Origin of the sequence: Corynebacterium frankenforstense (genome assembly GCF_030211955.1) — a bacterium.
In the GTDB taxonomy this organism is placed as follows: Bacteria; Actinomycetota; Actinomycetes; order Mycobacteriales; family Mycobacteriaceae; genus Corynebacterium; species Corynebacterium frankenforstense_A.
In genome coordinates, this window is the sequence record NZ_JASODI010000020.1 from 1 (window position 1) to 24741 (window position 24741).

Consider the following 24741-nt stretch of genomic DNA (forward strand, 5'->3'; position numbering starts at 1 on the left):
TGCGGGCCACTCGGGCGATCTTCTGGGCGTCCATGGGCAGCACACCTAAGTCGGTGAGTTGGTGTTTGCTCATGCCTCGGGCGGCTTCGGCGAGGTCTATGCCTTGCCGGGTGACCGTGATGAGTTGGTCGAGCAGGTTCATGGGCCCCAGCATGACGGGCGCACAAACGGTGCGCGAGGGGACTGCGTCCTGCTTGTGGAGTGCGGGGCGCGGTCCACAGGAGGCCTTGCAGGCCGCCGCACGGGGTTACCTATTTCTGGTACAGGGCGCGGGGAGGGGCCTACTTCTGCTAGTGGTCAGGGAAGACGGAGGATTGTCCGCACACAGCAGCTGGCGCAGCGTAGGGGAGTAGGGGATCAGAGCGGGCGTCACCGGGGCGCGGGAGTGCAACGACCGCGCCCGCACCCACCCGGACGGAACCGCCGAGGGACGCGACGGGACGTCGGCAATCGGGGCTCAGCGCCCGGCGAGCTCCTCGCGGATCCACTCCTTGCGCTGCTTCCCGCGCTCGTGGCGGGCGGCGACGGCCTGCGTGGCCTCGACGCGCATGCGCGGGAAGATCAGCATCGACAGCGGGAACGCCACCAGCAGCGCCAGCAGCGCCGACATCACCAGCGGCACGGGCGCCCCGATCAGCCACGCCGCGAGCTGGATGACCACCGTCAGCGCCAGGAACAGCCCGAGTCGCGCCAGCCCCATCGTCCCGATGACGCTCGTGCCGCTGGTCGGCGCGCTCGTCACCGGCCACGGCCCCGGAGACATCGGCGACTTCTTCGCCGAGGGCCTCGACTCGGTGATGAACGTCGTCGTGATGTTCATCTTCGCGATCATCTTCTTCGGCATCCTCCAGGACGTCGGCCCGTTCACCCCGGTGATCAAGGCGCTCATCCGCGCCCCCGCGGCAACGTCGTCGCCGTGACCACCGGCACCGCCGCCATCGGCATCGTCGCCCACCTCGACGGCTCCGGCTCCACGACCTTCCTGCTGACCATCCCCGCGCTGCTGCCGCTCTACCGCGCGCTCGGCATCTCCCGCTACATCCTGATCACCATCGTCATCGTCGCCCTGGCCGCCTCCGTGATGAACATGGTGCCGTGGGCCGGCCCGCTCGGCCGCGCCGGCGCCGTCATCGCCCAGGAACCCAGCGACATCTGGCTGCGGCTGCTGCCCATCCAGGGCGTGGCGGTCGTGCTCGTGCTCGTCGTCGCCGCCGGGCTCGGCCTGCAGCGGCGCCGCCGCATCGCCGCCCGCGGCGCCGCCACCGCCGACGTCGAGGCCTCCCAGGCCCAGCAGGACGAGGAGCGCCGCGAGGAGGGCTACAGCTACCGCACCGGCACGGCCTGCACCGTCGCCAACGTCGCCGTCGTGCTCGTCGCCCTGGTCATCCTGCTCGCCGGCCTCCTGCCGCCCGCCCCGACCTTCCTCATCGCCACCACCCTGGCGCTGCTGATCAACTTCCCCGACTCCCACTCCCAGTCCAAGGTCCTGCGCCGCCACGCGCCCAACGCCCTGTCGATGGCCGGCATCATCATCGCCGCCGCCATGTTCCTCGGCGTGCTCAACGAGACCGGCATGCTCGAGCAGATCGCCCTGAGCCTCGTCTCGGTGCTGCCGGCCGCCGTCGGGCCGTACCTGCACGTCATCGTCCGCCTCCTCGGCGTGCCGCTGAACCTGCTGACCTCCACCGACGCCTACTACTTCTCCGTGCTGCCCATCGTCCAGGAGACCGCCGCCAGCTTCGGCGTCTCCGGCATGGCCACGGCGCTGGCGCTGATCATCGGCAACGTCATCGGCACCTTCGTCTCGCCGTTCTCGCCGGCGCTGTGGCTCGCGCTCGGTCTGGCCGGCGGCGCGAACATGGGCCGCTACATCAAGCTCGCCGTCCCGATCGCCTGGGCGTTCTCCGCCGCGCTGGTGCTCGCCGCGTTCGCCTTCAGCATGCTGGGCTGACCGCGCGTGATTGCCGACGCCCCGTGTGCCACCATGGTGCCCATGAAGGACGCCGCCGCGCGGGGCATGAACCCCGTATCCCCGAAGCTGACCCGGGCGCGCTACCTCGGCCGCATGCCGTGGCTGGTCGTGCCGCTCATCGTCTTCGTCGTGCTCGGGGTGGTCGTCTCGCCGTGGTGGTGGATCGGCGCGGGCGTCTTCGCCGCACTGACCGTCTGGCAGGCCTGGATCATCCCCGCGCAGGTGCGCCTGCTCGGCTGGCTCGAGACCGACGACGAGCTGCTGATCACCAAGGGCCGCATGTGGCACACGTTCACCGTCGTGCCGTACGGGCGCATCCAGTACGTCGACGTGACCAACGGGCCGATCGAGCGCTGGCTGGGCATGAAGACCGTCACGCTGAACACGGCGTCCTCGACCTCCGACGCCACAGTCGAGGGGCTGCCCGCCGCCGAGGCCGACGCCCTGCGCGAGCGCCTGGCCGTCAAGGCGCGCGAGAGGATGAGCGGCCTGTGAGCGCACGTCACGCCCGCGACGCACACGACGACGCGGCAGACGACGAGGCGCCCGGCACCGACGCCGACGCCGGCTGGCACCGCGTCCACCGCGCTACGCCGCTGCTGCGCGCCTGGACCGCGCTGCTCGCCTTGGCCGCCGCGGTGGCCGTCAACGTCGAGGCCTCCGTCTACGTCGCGCTGTGGGGCCTGCTCCACGGCGGCCCCTGGTGGATCCTGCCGGCGGCGCTTGGCGCGGTCGTGGTGGTCTGCGGGCTGATCTGGCTGGTCTCGGGAATCTGGTGGCGCGCGACGGGCTACCGCATCACCGACGAGGAGGTCGAGCTGCGCCGCGGCGTGCTCAACCGGCAGCTGCGCACCGCGCGTTTCGACCGCGTCCAGGCCGTCGACGTCGCCGAGCCGCTCATCCCGCGCCTCTTCGGCCTCGCCTCGGTCAAGGTCGAGACCGCCGGCGGCACCGACTCGCACATCGACATCCTCTACCTGCCGCGCACGGTCGCCGAGGAGCTGCGCCGCGACCTCCTGGCGCGGGTGCGCGGCGGCTCAATTGCCGACGTCCCGTCCCACCCCTCCGGTGGTTCCCTCACCGATGCGCGGCCAGCCGGCGCACCGGTTGGGCCCGGCGCGGCGAGTGCCGCAAGCTCTGGGAACCGCGACCGGGGCGCGGACACGAGCGCATCCGCCGGCTGGGCGGGGCAGGGGAGCGGTGCCGTCGCGCCGGCCGGGCCGGTCGACGAGGACCGGCTGCGCGGGCTCGTCGACGAGATCCCCGCGCGGCGTGCGCTGGGCGCCGCCGCGCTGTCGACCAACACGGTCGTCGGCGTGGTCGCCACGGTCCTGCTGGTCGCCACCCCGATCGCGAACGCCACGGTCATCGGCGTGCTGCTCGCCGTGATCCCGTCGGTGTGGCGTGTGCTCAACACCTCGTGGCTGTTCACCGCCAAGATCGACGACGCCGACCGCGTCCTCCACCTCAACTACGGCCTGACCGAGCGCCGCCGCCAGGCGGTGCCGCTCGACCGGGTGCACGCGGTGAAGGTCTCCCAGACCCCGCTGTGGCGCCTGGTCGGCTGGTGGCGGGTCCAGGTCAGCGTCGCCGGCTACGGCGGCCCGCTGAACTCCAAGGCGGAGTCGACCTCGACCGTGCTGCCGGTCGGCTCCCGGGAGACCGCGCTGGCCGTCTTCGCCGAGATCACCGGCATGGACCCCGAGACGATCGAGCGGGTCGCCGCCCCCGAGGGCCACGGCGAGCCACAGTTCACCAGCCCCGCGATCGCCCGGTGGGTCTCGCCGATCGACCGCCGGCGGCAGTCCGTCACCCTCGCCGAGGGCCGCGTGATCACCCACCACGGCCGCGTCGGCCGCACCGTCGAGACGATCGAGACGGCCCACATCCAGGAGCTCTCGCTGACCCACGGGCCCATCCAGCGCCTGCTGGGCCTGGCCACCGTGCGCCTCGACCTCGTGCCCGGGCCGGTCTACATGAAGGGCCGCGATCTGGCGCACGCGGACGCGGAGGCGCTCGTCGAGAAGCTCCGCGACCGCCGGCTGCCCGCGCTTACCGGCACGGGCCAGCCGGGCCAGCCGGGCCAGCGGATCTGACGCCCGGCGGCGCGGGGTGGGGGCACCGGTGTCACGCCCGAAACGGGCAGCCCGCCGGGCGCCAGCCGGCCTCGCGGCCTGGCCGGGTCTCCCGCGTCGCGTCGGAGTGGCCCCGGCCCATCGGGCTCTACACGGCGCCGGGGAAGCCGAGCTGCCGCCAGGCCTCGAAGACCGCCACGGCCGCCGAGTTCGACAGGTTCATCGACCGCCGCGCCGGCAGCATCGGGATGCGCAGCCGCGCGGTCACCCGCGGGTGCGCCATGTGCTCCTCGGGAAGCCCGGTCGGCTCCGTACCGAAGAGCAGCGCGTCGCCCGGCCGGTACTCCACCGTGTCGAACCACGTCGAGGCGTGCCCGGTGAAGGCGAAGACCCGCGCGCCCGGGATGTCGGCCAGGCAGGCGTCGAGCTCGGGGTGGACGCGCACGTCGGCGAGATCGTGGTAGTCGAGGCCGGCGCGCCTGAGGTGCTTGTCGGAGAAGTCGAAGCCGAGCGGCTCGACCAGGTGCAGCGTCGCCCCCGTGTTGGCGCACAGGCGGATGGCGTTGCCGGTGTTACCGGGGATGACGGGGTTGTCGTAGATGACGTGCAGATCTGCTCCGGGCATGCCCGCAAGTCTAGAGCCGGCGCCCCGTGGCGCGCCCACGGCGACCCGCACGACGTCGTCAAGCGGCACCGGACACCCCCGGGCGTTGTCCCGGTCACGTGGCGGCGACATAATGGGCGGCGTGACTGCGATCAAACTGGACGGCAAACTCTTCCGCGCCGAGCTGCTCGAGGACCTCAAGACCCGGGTGGCCGCGCTCAAGGACAAGGGCATCACCCCCGGGCTGGCGACCGTGCTCGTCGGCGAGGATCCGGGCAGCCAGAACTACGTGCGCATGAAGCACCGCGACTGCGAGGAGGTCGGCATCCGGTCCATCCGCAAGGACCTGCCCGCCGAGACCACGCAGGACGAACTCAACGCCGTCATCGACGAGCTCAACGCCGACGACGCCTGCACCGGCTACATCGTGCAGCTGCCGCTGCCGGAGCAGCTCGACGAGAACGCCGTGCTCGAGCGCATCGACCCGGCCAAGGACGCCGACGGCCTGCACCCGGTCAACCTGGGCAAGCTCGTGCTCAACGAGCCCGCCCCGCTGCCGTGCACGCCCAACGGCTCGATCGCGCTGCTGCGCCGCTTCGGCGTGGAGCTGAACGGCGCGAAGGTCGTCGTCATCGGCCGCGGCATCACCGTCGGCCGCCCGATCGGCCTGATGCTCACCCGCCGCAGCGAGAACTCCACCGTCACGCTGTGCCACACCGGCACCAGGGACCTGGCCGCCGAGACCCGCGCCGCCGACGTCATCGTCGCCGCCGCCGGGCGCCCGCACATGCTCACCGCCGACATGATCAAGCCGGGCTGCGCGATCCTCGACGTCGGCGTCTCCCGCGTCGACGGCAAGACCACCGGCGACGTCCACCCGGACTGCTGGGAGGTCGCCGGCGCGATCTCGCCGAACCCGGGCGGCGTGGGCCCGATGACGCGCACCTTCCTGCTGGAGAACATCGTCGAGCGCGCCGAGCGGCTCGCGGGCCTGGCCGACTGAGGACTACCCTGGCCGCCGTGGCTAAAACCCCGATCCGCCCCGCGAGCCGACAGGAGGCGCTGGTCAACCCGCACGACCGGGAGAACCCGCCCTCGCGGCTGTCGCGGCGTGCCCAGCAGGCGATGCTGGCGGTCTTTCTCGTCGGGCTCGTCGTCGTGGCCGTCTTCGGGATGACCGAGCACTGGCGCCGCTCGACCTTCGGGCTGGGCGCGGCGTTCCTGTGGCTGGCCGTGATGCGGGCCTGCTGCGACGACTCCGTGATCGGGCTGTTCTCCGTGCGCTCGCGGCGGTTCGACGTCGCGTTCTGCACCGGCGTCGGCGCGCTGCTGGCGTTCCTGGCGGCGTCGGTGGACGCGCTGGGCAGCTGACCCGATTGCCGACGTCGCGCGTGGGGCGTGGTGCGTGACGTGCGGCGTCGGCGCGGGGTGGGGTACTAGATGTGGTACTCGATGCGACCCGCGGCGCCGGGGGCGTCCGGGTCGACCTGCTCGAAGAAGTTGCGCAGGATCCGGTCCATCTGACGGGTCTCGGTGAGGAAGGCGTCGTGGCCGACGGGGGAGACGATCTTGGCCATGCCCAGCAGGTTGCCCAGGTTGCGCGAGAGGTGCTCCTGCTGGTGGTACGGGTAGAGGATGTCCGTGTCCACGCCCGCGACGAGCGTGGGCACCGTGATCTCGCTGAGGGCGCGGTTGAGCCCCCCGCGGCCGCGGCCGATGTCGTGGCGGTTCAGTGAGTCGGTCAGCACGGCGTAGGTGCCGGCGTCGAAGCGTGCGGTCAGCTTGCGCGCCTGGTAGTCCAGGTAGCTCTCCACCGCGAAGCGCTGCCCGGCCGAGCGGTAGGCGCCCAGCGGGTTCTCGCCGTTCTGCGGGGTGGTGCCGAAGCGCTCGTCGATCTCGAGCTCGCCGCGGTAGGTCAGGTGCGCGATGCGCCGCGCCGTGGCCAGGCCGGCGTTCGGGGTGGCGCCGGTGTCGTAGTAGTCGCCGCCGTGCCAGTTCGGGTCGTTCTCGATCGCGGCGATCTGCGCGCCCTGGATGCCGATCTGCCAGGCGCTCGCCCGGGCGCTGACGGCGAAGACGGCCGCCGCGTTGACGACCTCGGGGTGCAGGTAGGACCACTCGAGGCTGCGCGCCCCGCCCATCGAGCCGCCGATGACGGCGAAGACGCTGGTGATGCCCAGCGAGTCGAGGAACTGCTTCTCCACCTCGACCTGGTCGCGGATCGAGACCGCCGGGAAGCGCGAGCCCCAGGCCCGCCCGTCGGCCGGGTGTGCCGAGCCGGGCCCGGTGGTGCCCTGACAGCCGCCGATGACGTTGGTGCAGATCACGCAGTAGCGGTCGGTGTCGATGGCCTTGTTCGGCCCGACGAGGTCGCCCCACCAGCTCGCGGCGTCGGAGTCGCCGGTCAGCGCGTGCTCGACGAGCACGACGTTGCTGCTGCCGTCGGCGTTCACGCGGTAGGAGCCCCACCGCTGGTAGGCGACGTGGACCTCCGGGATCGTCGCACCGGCCTCGGTGCGGAAGTCGCCGATGGGTTGACGGGCGAGCACGCCGGGGCGGGCGAGATTCGGTGTCACAGGGGCTCCTGGTCCGGAATTCGGGATGTGGGCGGTGGTGCGGAGGCGGGTGGCGCTATGCGGCCGCGGTGCGGCGGGAAGGATTCGGGGTGCCGCGCGCCACGCGCCCGCCGCACGGGTGCGGCGGGCGGTGAGGGGCGGGACGTCGGAAATTGGGGGCGGTTACGCGATGGCGTCGAAGCCGAGCTTGAGGTCGGCGATGATGTCGTCGATGTTCTCGATGCCCACCGACAGACGGATCGTCGACTCGGAGATGCCGGCGCGGGCCAGGCCGTGCTCGTCGGACTGGGAGTGCGTCGTGGTCGCCGGGTGGACGACCAGGGAGCGCACGTCGCCGATGTTGGCCAGGTCGGAGTGCAGCTTGAGCGCGTCGATGAAGCGCCAGGCCGCGTCCTTGCCGCCGTCGATGTTGAAGCTGAGCACCGAACCGGTGTACTTCAGGCCGAGCTTCTCCTTGACCTTGTACCACGGGGAGCTCGGCAGGCCGGCGTAGAAGACGTCGGTGACCTTGTCCTGGCCGGCGAGGAACTCCGCGGCCTTCTTGGCGTTCTCGTTGTGGCGCTCGATGCGCAGGCTCAGGGTGTCCAGGCCCTGCAGGGTCACCCAGGCGTTGAAGGGGGAGAGGGTGGCGCCGGTGTCGCGCAGCAGGCCGGCGCGGGCCTTCATCCCGAAGGCGACGTCGCCGAGCTCGGAGTAGACCAGGCCGTGGTAGGCCTCGTCGGGCTGGACGAAGTGCGGGAAGACCGGCTTGCCGTCGCGCTCGACGGTCCAGTCGAAGGAGCCGCCGTCGACGAGGATGCCGCCGATGCCGGAGCCGTTGCCGGTGTAGAACTTCGTCAGCGAGGCGACGACGACGTCCGCGCCCAGGTCCAGCGGGCGGACCACGGCGGCGGTGGCGATGGTGTTGTCCACGATCAGCGGCACCTGGTTGGCGTGGGCGACCTCGGCGATGGCGGGGATGTCCAGGACGTCGGCCTGCGGGTTGGCGAAGGTCTCGCCGTAGAAGGCCTTGGTGTTGTCCTTGACGGCGGCCTGCCAGCTGGCCGGGTCGTCCGGGTCCTCGACGAAGGTGACGTCGATGCCGAGGCGGTTCAGCGTGACCTGGAAGAGGGTCTCGGTGCCGCCGTAGAGGCGCGGGGAGGTCACGATGTGGTCGCCGGCGCCGGCGAGGTTGAGGATCGTGGCGGTCTCGGCGGCCTGGCCGGAGGCGAAGGCCACGGCGTGGGTGCCGCCCTCGAGGGAGGCCAGGCGGTTCTCGAGCACCTCGGTGGTCGGGTTGGTCAGGCGCGAGTAGATCGGGCCCGCGTCCTCGAGGCCGAAGCGCTGCTTGGCGTGCTCGGCGGAGTCGAAGACGTAGGAGGAGGTCAGGTAGATCGGCTGGTTACGCGCGCCGGTGTCGGATTCGACGGGCTGGCCGGCGTGGATGGAACGGGTCTCGAAGTTCCACTGGTCGGCGGCGGAGTTGTCGTACTTGGTGCTCATTGTCGGGTTCCTTGTCCGGTCTGCTGCGTTTGTCACTTCTCGCCGTCGGCCCGGTGGGCCGGCGGGGCATCGTGGTGTCTGCGCGATGTGGTGAGCAACCCTAGTGAACCAAGCGGTCTATAGCAAGGCCTCGTGAATGAAATTCTGAAACCGCAGGTGGTCGCGTTGAATGGACTGCATGGTATGAAACGCTCGGTCTAGATTTTTCCGGCGCCACGCGGGGCGACGGCGGCGCTCTCTGCGCGGTCGAGGAAGCCGAGGAGGTTCTCGGCGAACTCGGCCGGGAACTCCAGCTGCGGCATGTGCCCGCCGCCGTCGAAGACGGCGGCGTCCACCACGATGCCGGAAAGCTCCTCGAGCCCGGCGCGGAACTGGGCGTAGGGCAGGATCTTGTCGGCGTCGCCCCAGACGAACTGGACGGGGACGCCCGCGGCGGCGCGGCGGAAGCGGTCGACCAGGTCGTGGCACCAGTCCTTCGAGATGCCGCGCACCGAGCCGAGCTCCCGGACGAAGTTGCGGTAGGTGCGCGCGCGGGCGGGGTGGCGCCCGATCGTGCGCTGCACGCCGAGGCGGTGGCGGGTGACCGAGCCGGGGCGGCGCAGGATGAGGTGCTCGATCGGCTCGTAGAGCACGCGGTGGCGGGTCAGTTTCGCGTTCGTCTCGCCGACCAGCGGCAGCGCGACCAGGCGCAGCAGGTCGGTGGCGCGGTCGCCGAAGCCGGCGGGGTCGACCAGGCAGACCGCCGCGACGCGGTCGGGGTGCTGCGTGGTCATCTCCATCGACAGCGCGCCGCCCAGCGAGTTGCCCACCAGGCACACGCGACGCGGCCGGTCGCCGGCTGCGGCGGGGGAGTGCCCGGCGGCGTGCGCGTCGGGCGCGTCGACCTCGCCGAGCTCTTCGAGCACCCGCCAGATGAGCGCCGCGGTGTCCGGGACGGTCACGCGTTCGGCCGGGTCGCTCAGGCCGAAGCCCGGGATGTCGACGGCGATGACGCGGCGGCGCCCGGCCAGCAGTGTCGCCTGGTCGTCCCAGTCCTCCAGCGAGCGGCCGATGCCGTGGATGAAAACCAGAGGCGGGAGGTCGCCAGTGGTGCCGGCGTCGGCGCCGGTGTCGGCTCCGGCGCGGGAGGCGCCAGCGACCGGCGTGGCACCCGCGTCACCGGCCGCGCCGCTCGTGCCCGCACCGCCGGACGTGGCCGGGCCACCGCGGCGCACGCGCACGCTGCGCCCGTCGGCAATCACGAACTCCGCGGGCGGTAACGCCGACAGGTCCGCGGCGACGAAACGACCCTCGCTGCTGATCGAGCGCACCTTCGGCCCGGGCGCGGCGCGGCCGACCAGCTCGAGGCAACGCTTGCCGAATGCCATGTCCTCGCGCTGGTCGCCGCGGGCGAGGTCGGGAAGTTCCACCAGGTAATTCTGCGTGTAGCGCCACGGCGAGCGGTCGCCCTGGGCGGGGAAGTCGCCGATGGCGCGGCGGATGTAGCCGGCGTCGAAGTCGAGGAGCGGGCGGTCGTGGCGCCCCGGCGGCAGCACCGGCGCGTAGAACTCCTCGCCCGTCCGCCACAGCCGGACCATGTAGCGCGAGACCATGTCCGAGCGCAGCGTCCACGACGCGTTGACGTAGCCGACGGTGAAGCTGAAGTTCGGCAGGCCGGCCAGCATGATGCCGCGGTAGAAGACCTGGTCGGGAAGGTGGAGCTCCTCGCCGTCGATGCTGAGCGTCCCGCCGCCGAAGGCCTCCAGGTCGAGCCCCGTGGCCGTCACGATCAGGTCGGCCACCAGCTCCTCGCCGCTGGAGGTGCGGATCCCGGCCGGGGTGAACGTGTCGATGGTGTCGGTGACCACGCGGGCGTTGCCGTTGAGCGCGCGGAAGAAGTCCCCGCCCGGCGCCTTGCACACGCGCTGGTCCCAGGGGCGGTAGCGGGGCGTGAAGTGCTCGTCGATCTCGCGGCGGCTGAGGAACGGCCGCTGCATGAGCTTGAGCGCCGTCTTGAAGACGAACGGCAGGTGCTGGGCGATGACGTACTGGCCCATGTCGCGCACCGCGTGGTGGAAACGCGCCGCGCGGAAGGCCGGCGTGCGCGGCAGGATGCGGTTCCAGAAGCCGCTGATCAGGTCGACCTCGGGTAGCGGGGCGACGTAGCTGGGGCTGCGCTGGAGCATGGTCACCTGCGCGCCGGCCTCCTCGAGGGCGGGCACGAGTGTGATGGCCGTGGCCCCGGAGCCGATGACGACGATGCGCCGGCCCGCGACGTCGAGGTCCTCCGGCCAGTTCTGCGGGTGGATGATCTCGCCGGCGAAGTCCTCCTCGCCGGGGAAGCGGGGGCGGTGGCCGTGCTCGTGGGAGTAGTAGCCCGAGGCGTAGTGGACGCGGCGGGCGTAGATGGTGTGCTCGGTGGGCGCGCCGGGTGCGTCGTGGCCCGCGTCGGAGGCGTCGCGCGCGTCGGCAGGGTCGCCGGCGCTGCCGCCCGAGACCGCGGTGACCGCGTAGAGGTTCAGGTCCGTGCGCCAGTCGGAGTTTTTTATCCAGGAGTCGGTGTGCAGCCGCTCGAGCGCCCCGCACTCGCGGGCGGCGTCGCGGATGTACTCCTTGATGTCCTCGCCGCGCCCCAGCGTGCCCTTGTGCGGCCAGGGCCTGAAGGGGAAGGCGAAGGTCGCCATGTCCGAGTCCGAGCGGATGCCCGGGTAGCGGAAGGTGTGCCAGGTGCCGCCGAGGTCGGAGTGGACGTCGTGGATCTCCCACGCCCAGTCGGGGAAGTTCTCCGCGACGTGGTGGGCCATGTCGATCCCGGAGAGCCCCGCGCCGACGATGAGCAGGTCGAGCGGGCGGTCGATGGTTCCGGTGTCGGTTCCCGTGGTGGTTCCCATGCCCGGAGTGTATTGAATGTTGGTGGGCGATATCAGTGTTTCGGGGTGGGAACCGCCGACGGCGACCACCGGGACGTCGGAAATTGACGGTCGGCTGGGCGCCGCCCCGCCGCACCCGCGCCCGGGGGTGACGGGGAGTGAAATTCCCCTGTCAGTGGCATGTGTTATATGGTCTCTCCCTAAGTGGGATAGATATCCCACGTATTGAGAACTGTGGGTGAGTGGCACCCCGACCGAGGCGCCACCCCGTGCACCACCACGCACCGAAAGGCCAGCGCAATGAGCACAGCACTGACGCGTCCCGGCGCAGGCGGCGAACCGGCGGAGGCCGGCGCGCCCCAGCCGCCCGAGGGCCACGAACTGATCCGCAACGAAAAGACCGGCCGCATCGTCGGCGTCCAGCGCCCCGCCGGCTTCTCCGTGGCCGCTCGCATCACGCTCATGGTCATCGCGATCCTCGCCGCCGTGGCCTGGGGCGTGCTCGCCTTCTCCCGCGGCGAGCAGGTCAACTCCGTGTGGCTGGTCGCCGCCGCCGTCGGCTCCTACATCATCGGCTACACGCTCTACGCGCGCCTGATCGAGTACAAAGTGGTCAAGCCGAACGACGCGCGCGCCACCCCGGCCGAGTACGCCGCCGACGGCAACGACTTCCTGCCCACCGACCGCCGCGTCCTGTTCGGCCACCACTTCGCCGCCATCGCCGGCGCCGGCCCGCTGGTCGGGCCCGTCATGGCCGCCCAGATGGGCTACCTGCCGTCCACCCTGTGGATCGTCATCGGCGTCATCCTCGCCGGCGCCGTCCAGGACTACATGGTGCTGTGGGTCTCCACCCGCCGCCGCGGCCGCTCGCTCGGCCAGATGGTCCGCGACGAGATGGGCACCGTCGGCGGTGCGGCCGGCATCCTCGCCGTGATGACGATCATGCTGATCCTCATCGCGGTGCTCGCGCTGATCGTCGTCAACGCCCTGGCAGACAGCCCCTGGGGTGTGTTCTCCATCGCGATGACCATCCCGATCGCGATCTTCATGGGTGTCTACATGCGCTACCTGCGCCCGGGCCGCGTCGTCGAGGTCTCCGCCATCGGCATCGTGCTGCTGCTGGCCGCCATCGTCGCCGGCGGGTGGGTCGCCGAGACCACCTGGGGTGCCGAGATCTTCACCCTCTCCAAGGTCGCCCTGGCCTGGTGCCTGATCATCTACGGCTGCGTGGCCGCCCTGCTGCCCGTCTGGCTGCTGCTGGCCCCGCGCGACTACCTGTCGACCTTCATGAAGATCGGCGTCATCGCGCTGCTGGCCGTCGGCATCGTCATCGTCGCGCCCAAGATCGAGATGCCCGCCGTGACCCACTTCGCCACAGAGGGCAACGGCCCGGTCTTCTCCGGCGACCTCTTCCCGTTCCTGTTCATCACCATCGCCTGCGGCGCGCTGTCCGGATTCCACTCCCTGATCTCCTCGGGCACCACCCCGAAGCTGATGGAGAAGGAGTCCCACATGCGCATGCTCGGCTACGGCGGAATGCTCATGGAGTCCTTCGTCGCCCTGATGGCCCTGGTCACCGCCGTGATCCTGGACCGCCACCTCTACTTCGTGATGAACGCCCCCGCGGCGCTGACCGGCGGCGAGGCCGCCACCGCCGCCCAGTGGGTCAACAGCATCGGGCTTCCCGGCGACAACCTGAGCGCCGAGGAGATCACCGCCGCGGCCAACGCGATCGGCGAGGAGTCCATCGTCTCGCGCACCGGCGGCGCGCCCACCCTGGCCTTCGGCATGTCCGAGGTGCTCACCGACGTCTTCGGCAACGACTCGCTGCAGGCCTTCTGGTACCACTTCGCGATCATGTTCGAGGCCCTGTTCATCCTGACCACCGTCGACGCCGGCACCCGCGTCGCCCGCTTCATGATGACCGACTCGCTGTCCAACATCCCGGGCCTGAAGAAGTTCGGCGACCCGGAGTGGACCCCGGGCCACTGGATCGGCACCATCGCCACCTGCGGCATCTGGGGCGCGATCCTGCTGATGGGCGTCACCGACCCGCTCGGCGGCATCAACGTCCTCTTCCCGCTGTTCGGCATCGCCAACCAGCTGCTCGCCGCCATCGCCCTGGCCCTGGTGCTGGTCGTGGTGGTCAAGAAGGGCCTGTACACGTGGGCCTGGATCCCGGGTCTGCCGCTGGCGTGGGACCTGATCATCACCATGTACGCCTCCTGGCAGAAGATCTTCCACTCTGACCCGGCCATCGGCTTCTGGGCGCAACACGCGCGCTACAAGGAGGCGCTCAACTCCGGGGCGCAGTCCTTCGGCGCAGCCCAGACCCCCGAGGAGATTTCCGACGTCGTGCGCAACACCGCCGTGCAGGGTTCCCTGTCGATCCTGTTCGCCGTGCTGGTGCTCATCGTCATGGGTGCCGCGGCCGTGGCCTGCGTCAAGGCCGTGCGCGCCCGGGCGGCTGGCCTCGAGGTCCAGTCGAGTGAGGAGCCCGATCACCCGTCGAACTTCTTCGCCCCGCACGGGATGCTGGCCACCAAGCTGGACAAGCAGATCGAGGCCTACCAGGGCTCCGACGAGATGACCGTCGCCGGCGGCGGCGAGGCCGGCGAGCACGAGGTGCGTGCGAGCGCCGCCGAGGGGGCACGATGACCTCCGCCGTCTACCGGACCACGATTTCCGACGCCGCGCCCGGCGCCCTGACACGGGTCTGGCGGGCGACCTGCTCGGCGGTACGCTCGGTGGGCTGGTACCTCGGTGAGCTGATGGGCGACCACGACTACGCCAAGTACGTCGCGCACCTTCAGGCCCACCACCCCGACCGCGAGGTGCCCACGGAGAAGGAGTACTGGCGGGCCCGCTGGGCCGCCCAGGACGCGAATCCGGGCGCGCGCTGCTGCTGACTGCCGGGGTCGGCCGCCGTTGCATGTGCTTGACCCCGAAACGGCCCGATTGAGCGCCTGGCACATGCAACGGTGAGGGGGAGGGACGGGTCAACCGCTCCGCGATCAGCGCACCTGGGTGCGGTCGCGCCCCTGGGATCGACAGAACCGGCACAAACCACAAAGGGACCGCCCGGCCGGAGCCGGGCGGTCCTTTCTCCGGCGCAGAGGCGCCGCGCCTACGCAGGCCCGTGGGCCCGCGCGACGTCGGCAATCGCGCCGCGCGCGGAAGCGCTACTTGTCGGAGAGCGCGTCGAGCACCGCGTTGAACGCCTCGGAGGGGCGCATGACGGCGGAGGCCTTCGCGTCGTCGGGCAGGAAGTAGCCGCCGAGGTCGACCTCGGAACCCTGGTTGTCGATCAGGTCCTTGTCCACCTGCTCGGCGACCTCGCCCAGCTTCTCGGCCAGCGGGGTGAAGTACTCCTTCATCTCCGCGTCCTCGTCCTGGGCGGCCAGTGCGTCGACCCAGAACTTGGCCAGCCAGAAGTGCGAGCCGCGGTTGTCGATCTCGCCGACCTTGCGCGACGGCGACTTGCCCTCGGCCAGCACCTTCTCGGTGGCCTTGTCCAGGGCGTCGGCCAGCACGCCGGCCTTGCCGTTGTCGTTCTTGCGCTGCTCGTGGCGGTAGGACTCGGCCAGTGCCAGGAACTCGCCCAGGGAGTCCCAGCGCAGGTGGTTCTCCTCGAGGACCTGCTGGACGTGCTTCGGGGCGGAGCCGCCCGCACCGGTCTCGAAGAGTCCGCCGCCGGCCATCAGCGGCACCACGGAGAGCATCTTCGCGGAGGTGCCCAGCTCGAGGATCGGGAAGAGGTCGGTGTTGTAGTCACGCAGCACGTTGCCGGTCACGGAGATAGTGTCCTCGCCGCGGCGGATGCGCTCCACCGACAGCTTGGTCGCGGCGACCGGGTCGAGGATCTCGATGTCCAGGCCCTCGGTGTCCAGCTCGCCGAGGTACTTCTCCACCAGCGACTGGATGGTGCGGTCGTGGCCGCGCTCCGGGTCCAGCCAGAAGACGGCCTTCATGCCGGACTCGCGGGCGCGGTCGACGGCAAGCTTGACCCAGTCGCGGATCGGCTCGTCCTTGGTCTGGCAGGCGCGCCAGATGTCACCCTCGCCGACCTCGTGCTCGAGCAGGGTCTCGCCGGCCTCGTCGACCACACTCACGGTGCCGTCGGCCGGGATGACGAAGGTCTTGTCGTGAGAGCCGTACTCCTCGGCCTTACGGGCCATCAGGCCGACGTTGGGCACGGTGCCCATCGTGGTCGGGTCGAAGGCGCCGTTTTCCTTGCAGTCGTCGATGACGGTCTGGTAGACGCCGGCGTAGGAGGAGTCCGGGATGACGGCCAGGGTGTCCTGGGTCTCGTCGTTCTTGTTCCACATCTGCCCGGAGGTGCGGATCATCGCCGGCATGGAGGCGTCGATGATCACGTCGCTGGGCACGTGCAGGTTGGTGATGCCCTTGTGGGAGTTGACCATGGCCAGGTCCGGGCCCTCGGCGAGCGCCTTGTCGAAGGCGGCCTTGATCTCCTCGCCGCCGTCGAGCTCGTCGAGCCCGCTGAGGATGGCGGCCAGGCCGGACTCGCCGTTGAGGCCGGCGGCCATCAGCTTGTCGCCGTAGGCGTCGAAGACGTCCTTGAAGTAGGCGCGTACCACGTGGCCGAAGATGACCGGGTCGGAGACCTTCATCATGGTGGCCTTCAGGTGCGCGGAGAAGAGCACGCCGTCGGCCTTGGCGCGGGCGACCTGCTCGGCCAGGAAGTTATCGAGGGCCTCGGCCGACATGAAGGTCGCGTCGACGACCTCGCCGTCCTCGACCTTGAGGTCGTCCTTGAGCACCGTCTCGGTGCCGTCGGCGGCGGTGTGGACGATCTTCAGGGTCTGGGCCTTGTCGACGATCACGGACTTCTCGTTGTGGCGGAAGTCGTCGGCGTCCATGGTGGCGACGTTGGTCTTGGAGTCCTTCGCCCACTCACCCATGGAGTGCGGGTGGGAGCGCACGAAGTTCTTCACCGCGACGGGCGCGCGGCGGTCGGAGTTGCCCTCGCGCAACACCGGGTTGACGGCGGAGCCCTTGACGGCGTCGTAGCGGGCGCGGGCGTCCTTCTCCTCGTCGCTCTCCGGGTTCTCCGGGTAGTCCGGGATGTCGTAGCCGTCGGCCTGCAGCTCGGCGATGGCGCGCTTGAGCTGCGGCAGGGAGGCCGAGATGTTCGGCAGCTTGATGATGTTGGCCTCGGGCGTCTTGGTCAGCTTGCCGAGCTCGGCGAGGGCGTCGTCGACGCGCTGCTCCTCGGTGAGCCGGTCCGGGAACTGGGCGAGGATGCGGCCGGCCAGGGAGATGTCGCGGGTCTCGACGTCGATGCCGGCGGTCGAGGAGAACGCCTCGACAATCGGCTTAAAGGAATAGGTCGCCAGCAGCGGCGCCTCGTCCGTGCGGGTCCAGATGATCGTGGCCACAGTCTCTCCTTCAGTGATTGGTACTTTCAGACACTTCAACCCACCAGGTTAGCGGCGGGACCCCGGGCGTGCCGTGCGTGGTTAACCCCGTCCGGGAGCCCCGCGGCGTCGTCGTACCAAAACCGCCGGGCGGGGCCGGTCCGCTCCGCCGCTTGCGTGCGCCGCGCGTCACCCCCGTGTGTGCGCCGCGTCACGCATGTGCGTGCTTGCCGACGTCGCGTCGCTCGCCGCGGGCGGGCGCCGCCGGCGTGTGCCGCACCGCGCCCGCGCGGCGCGGCGTCGACCGTGTCACTGCGAGGCGTTCTGGCTGGGCGGGCCGGGAGAGCGGGGTGTAGCCTGCCCCGGTGACTTTCCGCACCATCAAGCCCGTCGGCCTGCCCGCGCGGCGCCCGCGCCCGCGGCAGACCGAGATCTCCGAGCCGCGCCGGATCATCGTCATGCTGGCGATGGCGGTCGGTGCCTTCGCCATCGGCACCACCGAGTTCGTCACGATGGGTCTGCTCAGCCTCATCGCCGAGGACTTCGGGGTCACCGAGGACGTCGCCGGGCGCATCATCTCCGCCTACGCCCTCGGCGTGGTCATCGGCGCGCCGGGCATCGCCGCGCTGACCGGGCGGCTGCCGCGGCGCCGCCTGCTGCTGCTCCTGACCTTCGGCCTGGTGCTGGGCAACCTTCTGACCGTGCTCGCCGCCGTGACCGGCTCGCTGTGGGTGCTCATGGCAGCCCGCGTCATCTCCGGGCTGCCGCACGGGGCCTACTTCTCGGTCGCCGGGCTCTCGGCGGCCTCGATGGCCCCGCCCGGCCAGCGCGGCCAGGCCATCGCGTTCGTCGGCATGGGCCTGTCGGTGGCCACCGTCGTCGGTGTTCCCGCCGCCCAGGCCCTCGGCCAGCTCGCCGGCTGGCCGGCCGCCTACGCGCTGGTGGTCGCGCTCTTCCTCATCTGCCTGGTTGCCCTGTGGTTCCTCATGCCGCACATGACCGAGATGAAGGCCACGGGCTTCCGCACCGAGCTCTCCGCGCTGACCAAGAGCCAGGTCTGGCTGACTGTGGCGATGGGCACCGTCGGCTTCGGCGGCATGTTTTCGGTCTACACCTATATCTCCTGGATCATGGTGGACCGCGCGGGCCTCGATCCGTCCTGGATGCCCGTGGTGCTCATGTGTTACGGCGTCGGCTCCGTGGTGGGCAACTGGTTCGGCGGGCGCATCGCGGACCGCAACCTCGAGTTCGGCATCCTGTTCTCGCTGATCATGATCGCCGTGGTGCTCGTCTGCTTCTACTTCTCCTCGACCAACGTCATCCTGGGCTCGATCAACTTCGGCTTCGTCTCCTTCTTCGGCTCCACGCTCATCCCGAGCCTGCAGATCCGCCTGATGGACGTCGCCGGCGACGCCCAGACCCTGGCCGCCGCCCTCAACCAGTCCGCCCTGAACCTGGCCAACGCGCTGGGCGCGGCCCTGGGCGGCGCGGTCATCGCCGCCGGCCACGGCTACGCGGCCCCCGCCTTCGCCGGCGCCGGCCTGGCAGCCGCCGCGATCCTGGTCTGGATCTCGGCCTTCCTGCTGCGCCGCCGCAGCCTCGCCGCGGATTGATAGCCCCGGACCGGGTTTTTGCGCCGCGCCCGATAGGATCGTGCGCATGAGCCTGACCGTCACCTCTGTCAACGTCAACGGCATCCGCGCCGCCACCAAGAAGCGCAATGAGGCCAACCTCGGCCTCGTCGACTGGCTGCACCACGCAGACCCCGACGTCGTGCTGATGCAGGAGGTGCGCGCCACCGTCGAGCAGGCCGAGAAGGCGCTGGCCGGAGCCCTCGAGGAAGGTTGGCACCTCGTCGTCGCCCCGGCCGCCGCCAAGGGCCGCGCCGGCGTGGGCATCCTGTCCAAGAAGGAGCTCACGGACGTCGAGATCGGCTTCGGCAGTTTCACCGACGCCGGGCGCTGGCTCGAGGGCACCTACGAGGCCGATTTCGGCCCGGTGCGCCTGGCCAGCCTCTACCTGCCCTCCGGCTCCGAGGACACCCCCAAGCAGGACGAGAAGTACCGCTTCCTCGACGAGTTCACTGACGTCCTCGCCGAGCGGGCACGCACGTACCCGCGCATGGTCGTCTGCGGCGACTGGAACATCTGCCACCGCCGCGAGGACCTGAAGAACTGGAAGGGCAACCTGAAGAAGTCCGGCTTCCTGCCCGACGAGCGCCGCTTCATGGACTCCGTCTTCGGCGCTTTCCCGGAGGACGCCTCGCAGACCGCGGACGTCGCCGAGGTCGGCACCTTCGCCGGCGCCGTCGACTACGCCGGCGGCCCGGTGCGCGAGCCGGCCGCCGAGCCGGCCTGGTTCGACGTCACCCGCCGCCTCAACCCCGAGGGCCCCGGCCCCTACACCTGGTGGACCTACCGCGGCCAGGCGTTCAACAACGACGCCGGGTGGCGCATCGACTACCAGGCCGCCACTGCCGAGATGCTCGAGCGCGCCGAGTCCGTGCACGTGGACAAGGCCGACAGCGTCGAGATGCGCTGGTCCGACCACTCGCCGCTGACCGTCACCTACCGCTGATGCTGCTCTCGATCACCTACATCATCGGCATCACCGCCGAGGCGATGACCGCAGCTCTGGCGGCGGGCCGGCAGCGCTTCGACCTCTTCGGCGTGCTCGTGCTGGCCTGTGTGACGGCCTTCGGCGGGGGAGTGGTCCGCGATCTTCTGCTCGACCACTACCCGCTGATCTGGGTGGAGAACCCCGTCTACCTGATCATTGTGCTCGTCGCCGCCATGGTGACCGTCTCGCTGTCCTTCTTGGCGAAGTACTTCAGCACCGTCTTCCTCGTCGCCGACGCCGTGGGCCTGTGCGCCTTCTCCGTGCTGGGCACCCGCATCGCCCTGGAGCTGGGCCACGGCTTTTTGATCGCCACGGTCGCCTCGGTGGCCACCGGCGTGTTCGGCGGCGTGCTGCGCGACCTGTTCTCCGACCGCATCCCGCTGGTCTTCCAGAAGGACCTCTACGCCTCGATCAGCGTCGGCATCACGGTGGTCTACCTGGGCCTGGACTGGGTGGGCCTGGAGGAGAACTGGATCATCCTGCTGACGCTCTCCCTGGGCATCGCCGGGCGCCTGGCCGCCCTGCACTGGAACATCTCGCTGCCCGTCTTCGAGTACCTCGGCGAGGAGCAGCAGATGGACCCGCGCCTGTACCGCGGCCTGCGCGGTGCGTACCGGGTGACCGGCGTGCGCCGTGCCCGGCTCGCTTTACGACGCCGCGGGGTGCACCCGCCCAAGCGCCCGCGCCCGCCCAAGTTCCTGCGCCGGCGCCGCCCCGGTGGCTCCGGCCCGGGAACCAAGGGCGCACCGGGCGCCGAGTAGGCCCGGGCGCCGCGCGCCCCGGCGGGGTGCGTTCGTCGTCGCGCCGGGCACCCTGTCGGCCGGGGGTCGGCGTGCCGGTCCGCCCGGCCGGGGGTAGGCGATCCGGGGCGCACGCGAACTCGGGGCCGGGGCGGGGTACCCTGTGCTTCCGGACCTATCAAACCAGCAAGAATGTAGGGTGAATTTCTATGATTCTCGCGATCATCTGCCTCGTCCTCGGCGTCGTCATCGGTGCGGCCTCCATCTGGGCGATCGGGGCCGCCGGCTTCACCGTCCTGGGCATCCTGTCCGGTCTGGGTCTGGCCGTCGGCGGCGCGCTGATCGTCGTCGCCTGGGCCCTTCTCGCCGACCGCATCAGCCCCACCTCCCGCAAGCTGTAGGGCCCCTGTGGCGCTAGACTGAACCGCCATGAACAAGCAAGCCTCCGCACAGCGTGTCCTCTCCGGCATCCAGCCGACGGCCGATTCCTACCACCTGGGCAACTACCTGGGAGCCCTCAAGCAGTGGATTGAGCTGCAGGACGACTACGAGGCGTTCTACTTCATCCCGGACCTGCACGCGATCACCGTCGACCAGGACCCGGAGGAGCTGCGCCGGCGCACCGTCGCCGGCGTGGCCCAGCTGCTCGCGCTCGGCATAGACCCCGAGCGCTCCACCCTCTTCGTCCAGTCCCACGTCCCGGCGCACGCCGAGCTGGCGTGGGTGCTGACCTGCCTGACCGGCTTCGGCGAGGCCAGCCGCATGACGCAGTTCAAGGACAAGTCGGCCCGCCACGGCGCCGACCGCACCTCGGCCGGTCTCTTCGCCTACCCGATGCTCATGGCGGCGGACATCCTGCTCTACCGCCCGGAGCTCGTGCCCGTCGGCGAGGACCAGCGCCAGCACCTCGAGCTGACCCGCAACCTGGCCGAGCGCTTCAACAACCGCTTCGGCGAGACCTTCGTCATGCCCGAGGGCTTCATCCCTAAGGGCGCGGCCAAGATCTACGACCTGCAGGACCCCACGGCCAAGATGTCCAAGTCCGGGCCGAACCCCAAGGGCCTGATCAACCTGCTCGACGACCCGAAGGTCTCGGCCAAGAAGATCCGCTCGGCGGTCACCGACGACGGCGACGAGATCACCTACGACCCGGCCACCAAGCCGGGCGTGTCCAACCTGCTGGTCATCCAGTCCGCCCTGAGCGGGACCTCGATCGAGGACCTGGTGGCCGGCTACACCGCCTCGGGCGCGCGCTACGGTCAGCTCAAGGTCGACACCGCCGACGCCCTCGAGGCGTTCACCACCCCGCTGAAGGCCCGCTACGAGGAGTACGTCTCCGACCCGGCCGAGATCGAGCGGATCCTGGCCCGCGGCGCCGAGCGCGCCAACGAGCTGGCCGACCCGCTGGTCGCCGAGGTCTACGAGAAGATGGGATTCCTCGTCCCGGCGCACAGGAAGGGCAACTGACCCTTAAACTGGCCGGGCGGAGTCATCCGCCCCGGCGCATCCGCCGGGTCTGACCCGGCGGGCGCCGCACGCCGCGTGCCCGCCCACGCGAAACCACGCCCCACACGCACCGAACCGCCAAGGAGCACACGATGGCCGCGACCGTCACCGACAGCGACGAGAAGAGGACCGACGTCTACGGCATCGAGCGGTCCACCGCCGACGAACCGGGCATGGTGGACAAGCTGCGCCGCAAGTGGGGCTGGTTCGACCACGTGATGCGCATGCAGGAGCGCTACGCTTCCTTCGGCGGCAACCAGTACTCCGCGGGCATCACCTACTTCTCGGTGCTGGCGATCTTCCCGCTGCTCATGCTCGTCTTCGCCGGCGCCGGCTTCGTGCTGGCCAACAACCCGGACCAGCTGCAGTCCCTCCAGGACTCGGTCACCGGCGCCCTCGAGGGCGAGATCGGCGAGATGATCAGCGGCGTCATCGAGACCGCCGTCGCCCAGCGCGGCGTCATCGCCGGCATCGGCGGTCTGACCGCCCTGTGGTCCGGCCTCGGCTGGATGGACAACCTGCGCTACGGCGTGTCCAAGATGTGGCGCCTGGACCCGACCGACGGCAACTTCGCCGTCAAGAAGGCCATGGACCTCGTCGGCCTGATCGGTCTGCTCATCGCGTTCGGTGTCGCCTTCGGTGTCACGGCCGTCGGCTCCTCCGGGCTGACCGCCCGCCTGATCGAGATGGTCGGCCTGGACCACGTGCCGGGCATCCAGTACGTCACCTGGCTGCTGGCCGTCCTCATCGGTGTCGCGGCCAACTTCCTGGTCATGCTCTGGATCGTGATGTACCTGCCGCGCACCCGCGTGCCGCGCCGCTCCGGCCTGCAGGCCGCGCTGATCGGCGCCGTCGCCTTCGAGGTCATCAAGCAGCTCGGTTCGGTCTTCGCCTCCAACGCGCTGAACAACCCGGCCGGTGCGGCCTTCGGCCCGATCATCGGTCTGATGGTCATGATGTACCTGGTCTGGCGCGTGGTGCTCTACGTCTCCGCGTGGGCCGCCACCACCGAGGAGTCGCTGCACCTGGTCAAGCTGCCCGCGCCCGAGCCGGCCGTGATCCGCGTGCGCAACGAGGTCCGCCCGGAGACCGTCTCCACCCCGGCCGCCGTGGGCGTCGGCGCCGCCGTCGGTGCGGCCGTCACCGCGCTGGCGACGCTGCTGCGCCGCCGCTGAGCGCAGACAAGGAAGGGGAGGGGCCGATGAAGGCCCCGCCCCTTTAGTCATGTCCCGCCCGGCTCCTGCCGCGCCGCGAGGCACGGCCGGCTTCAGCGCCGCCGGCGGGTCAGCCAGATAACCAGCCCCGCGGCCAGCACCACGGCGGCCACGACTCCGGCGCCGACCCAGGTGCCGCGCCCGGCCCACATACCGGCCTGCGCGGTCTTGCCGTCCGCGGCGTCGGCCTCGGGGGCGGTCGTCGCTCCGGCGCCGACCTTGTCGGAGGTCTCGGCCAGCGAGTCGATCTTCTCGCCGGCGGGCACCTCGTAGGCGGCGTGCAGGAAGCGCTGCGTCTGCTCCCACGCCCGGCCCTTGTCGATCGTCGTGTCCAGCACCACCGCCGCCAGGCGCCGCCCGTCGCGGTCGAGCGCGCCGACGAAGGTGTGGTGCGCGTCGTCGGTGTAGCCGGTCTTGCCGCCGATGCCGTCCGGGTCCTGCAGGAACAGCTGGTTGTCGTTCCACAGCTGGTAGCCGTTGGACGGGTCGTCGTCGGTGAACGGGTCCTGGCCGGGGGCGCTTGATTGCGGCCCGTCGGTCCCCGGTGCTGCGCCCGTCGCCCCCGGCTGCGCCGGCTGGGCGGGCTCGGTCGAGGCCTGGGCGGCGTCCGGGTCGTTGTCGTGGTGGCCGGGGAAGTTCACGTAGTCGGTGTCGACCATCTTCGCGAAGGTCGGGTTCTCCCAGGCCGCCCGGTACATCAGCGCCAGGTCGTGCGAGCTGGTCATCTGGCCCGGCTTGTCCAGGCCGGTGTAGTCAGCCACGTGCGTGTCGTGCGCGCCCAGGCTCTGCGCGAGCGCGTTGACCTTCTCCAGGGCGGCCTCCTCGCCGCCGAGGGCCTCGGCGAGTGCCTGCGCGGCGTCGTTGCCGCTGTTGAGCAGCAGGCCGTAGAGCAGGTCGCGAGCGGTGTAGGAGCCGGTGGTGCCGATGCCCGCCGAGGAGCCCTCCATGGTCGCCGCTTTCTCGCTGACCGGCATCTTGGCGTCCAGGTCGAGCTCGTTGATGGCGGTCAGCGCCAGCAGCACCTTGATGATGCTCGCCGGGCGGTAGCGCCCGTGCGGGTCCTTCTGGGCGATGACGTCGCCGGAGTCGATGTCGAAGACGATCCACGCCGCGGCCGTCTGCTCCTCGGGCACCTGGTAGCCCTTCACCGCGGTGATGCCGCAGTCCGCGCCCTCGGCCGGCGGCGGGGGAGTCGGCGACTCCTCGCCCGGAGCGAGTCGCTCGGAGGTCGAGCGCGGCTCGGCGGGGATCAGGCTGTGCGGGCACGAGTCGGTGTCCGGGGCCTTGTCGCGCGGGGAGAGCACGAGGTTGCCCAGCGCGTCGGTGACCGGGGCGTCCGACTCCGTGGCGGACTCCGCCCCCGACCGCTCGGCGGACTCCGCCGTGGGCTCCTGCGCCTGCTGGGCGAGTGCGGCGGGCGCCCCCGCCGCACTCACCGCCATCAGCGTGGCGGCTCCGAGGGCGATCGGGGCGAGCAGGGCGCGGCGGAGCTCCCGGCGGGCGGGACGGGTCAGGTGGCTGTGCATTGGCTCATGGTAGAACGCGCCCCGGCCTCGAGCCAGGCGCACGCGAGGAACGTTCCCCAAAACGGGCGCGGGCGCGACGTCGGCAATTTCAAACGCACCGCGGGGCGTATCAATCCATGTCTTTTTCGCATAAAAAGTATGTGATAGCCCGCGCGGGAGTAGTCTCCCCTGACAAGCGAGTATTGCAGATCACAAAA

At 70.7% G+C, this 24741-nt stretch carries 21 protein-coding genes; 14 read left to right on the plus strand and 7 right to left on the minus strand.

Annotated elements, in window-relative coordinates:
* Nucleotides 1-457 precede the first annotated feature (457 nt).
* Nucleotides 458-700, minus strand: coding sequence for a DUF4229 domain-containing protein (locus QP119_RS09685; protein ID WP_284775703.1), 243 nt, complete (start codon nucleotides 698-700; stop codon nucleotides 458-460).
* Between the two features lie 7 nt (nucleotides 701-707).
* Between QP119_RS09685 and QP119_RS11855 the strand changes: the two genes are divergently transcribed.
* From QP119_RS11855 to QP119_RS09700, 4 genes are all read left to right on the plus strand, one after another.
* A complete protein-coding gene (locus QP119_RS11855; protein ID WP_423777797.1) occupies nucleotides 708-920 on the plus strand; it encodes a hypothetical protein in 213 nt (70 codons plus the stop codon).
* Entirely contained in the window at nucleotides 917-1951 is a 1035-nt protein-coding gene (locus tag QP119_RS09690; RefSeq protein ID WP_423777798.1) for an SLC13 family permease, read from the plus strand. The genes QP119_RS11855 and QP119_RS09690 overlap by 4 nt, the downstream gene beginning before the upstream one ends.
* Nucleotides 1952-2017: 66 nt before the next feature.
* On the plus strand, nucleotides 2018-2467 hold the full coding sequence (locus tag QP119_RS09695; RefSeq protein WP_284775764.1) for a PH domain-containing protein: 450 nt from the start codon (nucleotides 2018-2020) through the stop codon (nucleotides 2465-2467).
* Complete coding sequence (locus tag QP119_RS09700) at nucleotides 2464-4068, plus strand: PH domain-containing protein (protein WP_284775705.1); 1605 nt, start codon at nucleotides 2464-2466, stop codon at nucleotides 4066-4068. Before QP119_RS09695 ends, QP119_RS09700 begins: the two co-directional genes overlap by 4 nt.
* A gap of 127 nt (nucleotides 4069-4195) precedes the next feature.
* Here the strand turns inward: QP119_RS09700 and QP119_RS09705 are convergent, their stop codons facing one another.
* Nucleotides 4196-4672, minus strand: coding sequence for a tRNA (cytidine(34)-2'-O)-methyltransferase (locus QP119_RS09705; RefSeq protein WP_284775707.1), 477 nt, complete (start codon nucleotides 4670-4672; stop codon nucleotides 4196-4198).
* A 121-nt stretch (nucleotides 4673-4793) separates the two neighbouring features.
* Here QP119_RS09705 and QP119_RS09710 point away from each other — a divergent pair, with 121 nt between their 5' ends.
* Entirely contained in the window at nucleotides 4794-5654 is an 861-nt protein-coding gene (locus tag QP119_RS09710) for a bifunctional methylenetetrahydrofolate dehydrogenase/methenyltetrahydrofolate cyclohydrolase (RefSeq protein ID WP_284775709.1), read from the plus strand.
* A 17-nt stretch (nucleotides 5655-5671) separates the two neighbouring features.
* On the plus strand, nucleotides 5672-6022 hold the full coding sequence (locus tag QP119_RS09715) for a DUF3017 domain-containing protein (RefSeq protein ID WP_284775711.1): 351 nt from the start codon (nucleotides 5672-5674) through the stop codon (nucleotides 6020-6022).
* A 65-nt stretch (nucleotides 6023-6087) separates the two neighbouring features.
* On the opposite strand, the gene metX is transcribed toward QP119_RS09715, so the two are convergent.
* The 3 genes from metX to QP119_RS09730 form a co-directional block, all read right to left on the minus strand.
* A complete protein-coding gene (gene metX, locus QP119_RS09720; RefSeq protein WP_284775713.1) occupies nucleotides 6088-7227 on the minus strand; it encodes a homoserine O-acetyltransferase MetX in 1140 nt (379 codons plus the stop codon).
* Between the two features lie 162 nt (nucleotides 7228-7389).
* Entirely contained in the window at nucleotides 7390-8709 is a 1320-nt protein-coding gene (locus QP119_RS09725) for an O-acetylhomoserine/O-acetylserine sulfhydrylase (RefSeq protein ID WP_284775715.1), read from the minus strand.
* Nucleotides 8710-8906: 197 nt separating this feature from the next.
* A complete protein-coding gene (locus QP119_RS09730; RefSeq protein WP_284775718.1) occupies nucleotides 8907-11579 on the minus strand; it encodes an alpha/beta fold hydrolase in 2673 nt (890 codons plus the stop codon).
* A gap of 279 nt (nucleotides 11580-11858) precedes the next feature.
* On the opposite strand from QP119_RS09730, the gene QP119_RS09735 reads away from it, so the two are divergent.
* The gene (locus QP119_RS09735) at nucleotides 11859-14216 is read left to right on the plus strand and encodes a carbon starvation CstA family protein (RefSeq protein WP_284775720.1); all 2358 of its coding nucleotides are present in this window, start codon (nucleotides 11859-11861) and stop codon (nucleotides 14214-14216) included.
* 47 nt (nucleotides 14217-14263) lie between these two features.
* Nucleotides 14264-14467 (plus strand): YbdD/YjiX family protein, encoded by a 204-nt coding sequence (locus tag QP119_RS09740; protein WP_284775765.1) that lies wholly within the window; start codon nucleotides 14264-14266, stop codon nucleotides 14465-14467.
* A 273-nt stretch (nucleotides 14468-14740) separates the two neighbouring features.
* Here QP119_RS09740 and QP119_RS09745 read toward each other — a convergent pair whose 3' ends face one another.
* Nucleotides 14741-16960: an NADP-dependent isocitrate dehydrogenase gene (locus QP119_RS09745; protein ID WP_284775723.1), complete on the minus strand. Its 2220-nt coding sequence runs from the start codon at nucleotides 16958-16960 to the stop codon at nucleotides 14741-14743.
* A 437-nt stretch (nucleotides 16961-17397) separates the two neighbouring features.
* Here QP119_RS09745 and QP119_RS09750 point away from each other — a divergent pair, with 437 nt between their 5' ends.
* The 6 genes from QP119_RS09750 to QP119_RS09775 all read left to right on the plus strand — a co-directional run bounded on the left by QP119_RS09750 (nucleotide 17398) and on the right by QP119_RS09775 (nucleotide 22979).
* Nucleotides 17398-18552, plus strand: a complete 1155-nt coding sequence (locus QP119_RS09750) for an MFS transporter (protein WP_284775768.1) — start codon at nucleotides 17398-17400, stop codon at nucleotides 18550-18552.
* A gap of 46 nt (nucleotides 18553-18598) precedes the next feature.
* Complete coding sequence (locus QP119_RS09755) at nucleotides 18599-19516, plus strand: exodeoxyribonuclease III (protein WP_284775725.1); 918 nt, start codon at nucleotides 18599-18601, stop codon at nucleotides 19514-19516.
* Nucleotides 19516-20319, plus strand: coding sequence for a trimeric intracellular cation channel family protein (locus QP119_RS09760; protein ID WP_284775727.1), 804 nt, complete (start codon nucleotides 19516-19518; stop codon nucleotides 20317-20319). The genes QP119_RS09755 and QP119_RS09760 overlap by 1 nt, the downstream gene beginning before the upstream one ends.
* 188 nt (nucleotides 20320-20507) lie before the next feature.
* On the plus strand, nucleotides 20508-20699 hold the full coding sequence (locus tag QP119_RS09765; protein WP_284775729.1) for a hypothetical protein: 192 nt from the start codon (nucleotides 20508-20510) through the stop codon (nucleotides 20697-20699).
* A 28-nt stretch (nucleotides 20700-20727) separates the two neighbouring features.
* Complete coding sequence (gene trpS, locus QP119_RS09770) at nucleotides 20728-21765, plus strand: tryptophan--tRNA ligase (protein ID WP_284775731.1); 1038 nt, start codon at nucleotides 20728-20730, stop codon at nucleotides 21763-21765.
* Nucleotides 21766-21896: 131 nt separating this feature from the next.
* The gene (locus QP119_RS09775; RefSeq protein ID WP_284775734.1) at nucleotides 21897-22979 is read left to right on the plus strand and encodes a YhjD/YihY/BrkB family envelope integrity protein; all 1083 of its coding nucleotides are present in this window, start codon (nucleotides 21897-21899) and stop codon (nucleotides 22977-22979) included.
* 92 nt (nucleotides 22980-23071) lie between these two features.
* Here the strand turns inward: QP119_RS09775 and QP119_RS09780 are convergent, their stop codons facing one another.
* Nucleotides 23072-24544, minus strand: coding sequence for a D-alanyl-D-alanine carboxypeptidase family protein (locus QP119_RS09780; RefSeq protein ID WP_284775736.1), 1473 nt, complete (start codon nucleotides 24542-24544; stop codon nucleotides 23072-23074).
* Nucleotides 24545-24741 lie beyond the last annotated feature (197 nt).